The sequence below is a fragment of the Cellulomonas sp. P4_B5_2 genome (assembly GCF_056402235.1).
This window is the reverse complement of the sequence record NZ_JBFUHU010000300.1, coordinates 1-4,627: the sequence shown is the minus strand read 5'-3', so window position 1 is coordinate 4,627 and position 4,627 is coordinate 1. Positions and strand designations below refer to the sequence as shown.

Below are 4,627 nucleotides of genomic sequence, written 5' to 3'. Positions count from 1 at the left end.
GCGTCACGCTGGTCAGCGTCGGCATCTTCAGCTGGGCCCAGCTGGAGCCGCGCGAGGGCGAGCTCGACTTCGGCTGGCTGGACGACATCCTCGACCGGCTCCACCACGCCGGCATCAAGGTCGCGCTGGCCACGGCGACGGCGAGCCCTCCCCCGTGGCTCACCCGCAAGCACCCCGAGTTCCTGCCCGTGCTCGCGGACGGCACGGTGCTGTACCCGGGCGGCCGGCAGGCGTACCGGGTGTCGTCGACGGCGTACCGCGAGTACGTGCTGCGCATGACTCGGACGATGGCCGAGCGCTACGGCAGCCACCCGGCGCTGGCCCTGTGGCACGTGGACAACGAGCTGGGCTGCCACGTCCCGCACGACTACTCCGACGACGCCGCGGACGCGTTCCGGCGCTGGCTGGACGCGAGGTACGGGACCGTCGAGGCGCTGAACGCCGCCTGGGGCACGGCCTTCTGGTCGCAGCGGTACGACTCCTTCGACGAGGTGCTTCCCCCGCGGAGCGCCCCGACGTACCCGAACCCGACGCAGCAGCTGGACTTCGCCCGGTTCAGCTCCGACGAGCTGCTGGTGCACTACCGCGCAATTCGGGACGTGCTGCGAGAGGTCACCCCGGACGTCCCCACGACCACCAACCTCATGCTCTCCACCGGCACCAAGTGGATGGACTACTTCTCCTGGGCGGACGACCTCGACGTCATCGCCAACGACCACTACACCCGCGCGCACGACCCGGAGGCGCACGTCGAGCTGGCGTTCAGCGCCGACCTCACGCGCGGGGTTGCCGGCGGTGACCCGTGGATGCTCATGGAGCACTCGACGAGCGCGGTGAACTGGCAGCCGCGCAACCGCACCAAGCGACCGGGCGAGATGATCCGGCACTCGCTGGCGCACGTCGCTCGTGGCGCCGACGCGGTGATGTTCTTCCAGTGGCGCCAGTCCGCCGCGGGTGCGGAGAAGTTCCACTCGGCGATGCTCCCGCACGCGGGGACCGACACCGACGTGTGGCGGAACACGGTGGCGCTGGGCGATGCGCTGAGGGCACTGAGCGAGGTCGAGGGCTCACGGGTGCGCGCGCGGGCCGCGATCGTCTTCGACTACCCCGCCTGGTGGGGCACAGAGCTGGACAGCCACCCGTCCACCGCGGTGACGTACCCGGACCGCGTGCTCGCGCACTACCGCGCGCTGTGGCAGCGGAACATCACGGTGGACATCGTGCGGCCGTCGGCGGACCTGTCGGGGTACGCGCTCGTCATCGTCCCGACGCTCTACCTGGTCACCGACGCCGACGCCGCGAACATCGCGCGGGCCGCGGCCGACGGTGCGTCCGTGCTGGTCACGTACTTCTCGGGGATCGCCGACGAGAACGACCACATCCGCCCGGGCGGCTACCCCGGTGCGTTCCGGGAGCTGCTGGGTGTCCGGAGCGAGGAGATCTGGGCCCTGCAGGAGGGCGAGACCCTCACGCTCGACGACGGCACGCGCGCCGACGTGTGGTCCGAGCAGACGCACCTGTCGCCGGGGACGGAAGCCGTCCGGACGTTCGCCGACGGCGACCTGGCAGGCTGGCCCGCCCTGACGCGCCGGCCGGCCGGCTCCGGGGCGGCGTGGTACCTGGCGACGCGGCTCGACGCCGACGGCCTCCAGACGGTCACGGACGCGCTGATCGTCGAGGCCGGTCTGTCCCCCGAGCTCGACGGTGTCGAGGCGGTCCGCCGGGTCGCCGACGACGGTCGCTCGTGGCTGTTCGTCCTCAACCACTCGGCCGACGAGGTCACGGTCCCGGCGTCGGGCCACGAGCTGCTGCGCGACGAGGCGGTGGCGGGCGGGACGCTCGTCGTCGCGCCGGGCGGGGTCGCCGTGGTGCGCGAGGGCTGAGGACGGCAGCTCCCCGCGAGAACGGCACGAGCACGCGGCGTTCTCGCGGGGACATGACGTTCTCGCCGCGGCGAAGGAGGCTTCTAGGACCGGACCAGGTCCAGCTCAAGCCAGCGCGCCAGGTCCTCGATCTCCGCATCGACCGCGGCGCGCGCGTCGGGGGCCCACGGCGCGTCCTCGTGCACGGCGTGCACCCGCAGCACGCCGGCCTTCACGTCGGCGGTGGCGTCGAGCTTGCCCACCAGGCGGTCGTCGACCAGGACCGGGAGCGCGAAGTAGCCCCAGCGCCGCGCGGCGACCGGCTTGTACATCTCGAGGATGTAGTCGAACTCGAAGACGTCGGTCATGCGCTTGCGGTCGTACAGGAGCAGGTCGAGGGGCGAGAGCAGCGCCGCACGCCCCTCGAACGGCAGGTCCAGCTGCGCGGGGTCGACGCGCCACTCTCCGCGGACCCCCTCGATGACCGCGGGCTCCCCCACGTCCCGGACGTCGAGCGGCTCGACGGGCTGCTCGGGACCCTTCGGTCTCGCGATGCCGAGCGCCGCGAGCCTGCGCTCGTCGCGGATCCGGTACGCCTCCTCCAGCGGCACCGGCGGGTCCGGCGGGTAGACGCGCTCGGCCAGGTCCCAGAGCCGGTCGCGGCCGGTGCCGCCGGCGGCTGCCACGTCGCCCATCTGCACCATGAGGCCGAGCAGCATGGTGACGTTGCGGTTGTTGTTCCAGCCGGAGGATCGCCACGGCCGCACGCACGTGTCGGGGAGCTCGCTGATCGGCAGCGGGCCGTCGGCGCGCAGCAGCTCCAGGATGTCCTGCCGGCAGGCCTCGTTGTCCGCCACCCACTGCCGGTTGCCCCGCTGCCAGTCCTTCACACGGGTGCCGGTCCCCGGCCAGACGGCCATCTCCGCGCGGTACAGCGCGAGGTCCTCGGCCACCCGCAGCATGCCGCGGAACTCGATGATCGTCTGCTCGTCGAGGGCGTCCGCCAGCTCCTGCGGGTCGTAGGACGAGCCGAGCCGGCTCCAGAGCACCAGGTCGGCGCTCGGGGCGACCGCGCTGGTCGGGTTCAGCTGCAGGAACGACAGGGCGCGCACGGTCTCGTGCACGTCCGTCGGCCGGTCCGCGCTCAGGAGCTGGGCGCGCACGGCGATCCGGCGGGCATCGGCACGGGAGAGGTGGTGCACCTTCCGCAGACTAGGACCGGCCACCGACAGGGTGTCGCGTGCCGTCGGTGGTCTCTGTTTGGATCGACTCATGTCCGCACTGGTGATGGAGTCCCTGAACAAGTCCTACGGCGACCTCCGCGCACTGCGCGACCTGTCCATGGAGGTGCGCGCCGGCGAGATCGTCGGGTTCGTCGGCTCCAACGGCGCCGGCAAGTCGACGGCGATGCGGATCGTGCTCGGCGTGCTGGCGGCGGACTCCGGCGAGGTGCGCTGGGACGGCAAGCCGGTCGACCTGGCCGTGCGGCGGCGCATCGGGTACATGCCCGAGGAGCGCGGTCTCTACCCGCGCATGAAGGTGAGCGACCAGCTGGTCTACCTCGCGCGGCTGCACGGGCTGTCGACGGCGTCGGCCAAGGCCGCGATGGAGCAGTGGACCGAGGTGCTCGGCATCGCGGAGCGCCGCGGGGACGAGATCCTCAAGCTCTCCCTGGGCAACCAGCAGCGCGTGCAGCTGGCCGCCGCGCTGGTGCACTCCCCCGACATCCTGGTGCTCGACGAGCCGTTCTCCGGCCTCGACCCSGTSGCGGTSGACGTGATGAGCGGGGTGCTGCGGGACCAGGCCGCGGCCGGCGTCCCGGTGCTGTTCTCGTCGCACCAGCTCGAGCTGGTCGAGTCGCTGTGCGACCGCGTCGGGATCATCAAGACCGGGACGCTGGTGGCCTTCGGCGGGATCGAGGAGCTGCGCCGGACCGACGACCGGCGATGGGTGGTGGACGGGCCACCGGCGGGGTCCTGGATCTCCGCGGTGCCGTCGGCGCGTCTGGTGTCGACGGACGCGACGCGGTCGGTGGTCGAGGTGCGGGGACAGGCCGACGACGGCGCCGACCAGCAGATCCTGCGCGCCGCCCTCGCAGCCGGGTCGGTGCACGAGTTCAGCCTGCTGCGGCCGTCCCTGACCGAGCTGTACCGGCACGTGGTGAGCACCGACTCCGCCACGGTCGAGCGCGAGACGGTGTCCGCATGAGCGCCCGTCCGACCCTGGTCGAGATCTCCGACGGCGCCGCCGTCCGGCTGGTCGCCGGGCGGGAGATCAGCACGCGGTTCCGCTCCAAGGCGTTCATCTGGACCACCGTCGCGCTCGTCGCGGCGGTGGTGCTCGGTGGCGTCCTGCTCAACCTCGTCAGCTCGCAGTCCGACCCCACCCAGCACGTCGGTGTGGTGCCCGAGGCGTCGGCGGCCTCGGAGCAGCTGGTGGCCACCGGCACGGTGACCGGGACGACGATCGAGACGCAGGAGGTGGCGTCCGCCGACGAAGGCGAGGAGCTGCTCAAGGACGGCACGATCGATGCCCTCGTGACCTCCACCGACCCCTTGTCCGTGGTGGTGCACACGAAGCTGCCCGACATGCTCGTGCCCGTCTTCGCGTCGCTGGCGCAGCAGGAGGCGCTGTCGGCGGCGGTCACCGACCTCGGCGGGGACCCGGGCGAGGTCGGTCGCGAGATCGCCCAGGCCGCGCCGGACGTCACCGCGCTGGAGCCCGAGCCCGAGCAGGACGGCGCACAGAGCAGGACGGCGCACAGA

Annotated in this window: 4 protein-coding genes; 3 read left to right on the top strand and 1 reads right to left on the bottom strand. The window is 72.4% G+C overall.

Features of this window, described 5'->3' with window-relative positions:
• A partial coding sequence (locus tag AC1DUQ_RS17940) for a beta-galactosidase (RefSeq protein WP_477074266.1) occupies nucleotides 1-1,883 on the top strand: 1,883 nt, incomplete at its 5' end.
• Between the two features lie 83 nt (nucleotides 1,884-1,966).
• Here AC1DUQ_RS17940 and AC1DUQ_RS17935 read toward each other — a convergent pair.
• Nucleotides 1,967-3,064 carry a DNA glycosylase AlkZ-like family protein gene (locus tag AC1DUQ_RS17935; protein ID WP_477060993.1) on the bottom strand — a complete coding sequence of 366 codons (1,098 nt, stop codon included), beginning with the start codon at nucleotides 3,062-3,064 and terminating at the stop codon, nucleotides 1,967-1,969.
• 70 nt (nucleotides 3,065-3,134) lie between these two features.
• Between AC1DUQ_RS17935 and AC1DUQ_RS17930 the strand changes: the two genes are divergently transcribed.
• Together AC1DUQ_RS17930 and AC1DUQ_RS17925 are read left to right on the top strand one after the other, a co-directional pair.
• The gene (locus AC1DUQ_RS17930; protein ID WP_477060992.1) at nucleotides 3,135-4,070 is read left to right on the top strand and encodes an ABC transporter ATP-binding protein; all 936 of its coding nucleotides are present in this window, start codon (nucleotides 3,135-3,137) and stop codon (nucleotides 4,068-4,070) included.
• On the top strand, nucleotides 4,067-4,627 hold a 561-nt coding region (locus AC1DUQ_RS17925; RefSeq protein WP_477074265.1), incomplete at its 3' end, for an ABC transporter permease. The genes AC1DUQ_RS17930 and AC1DUQ_RS17925, both read left to right, overlap by 4 nt.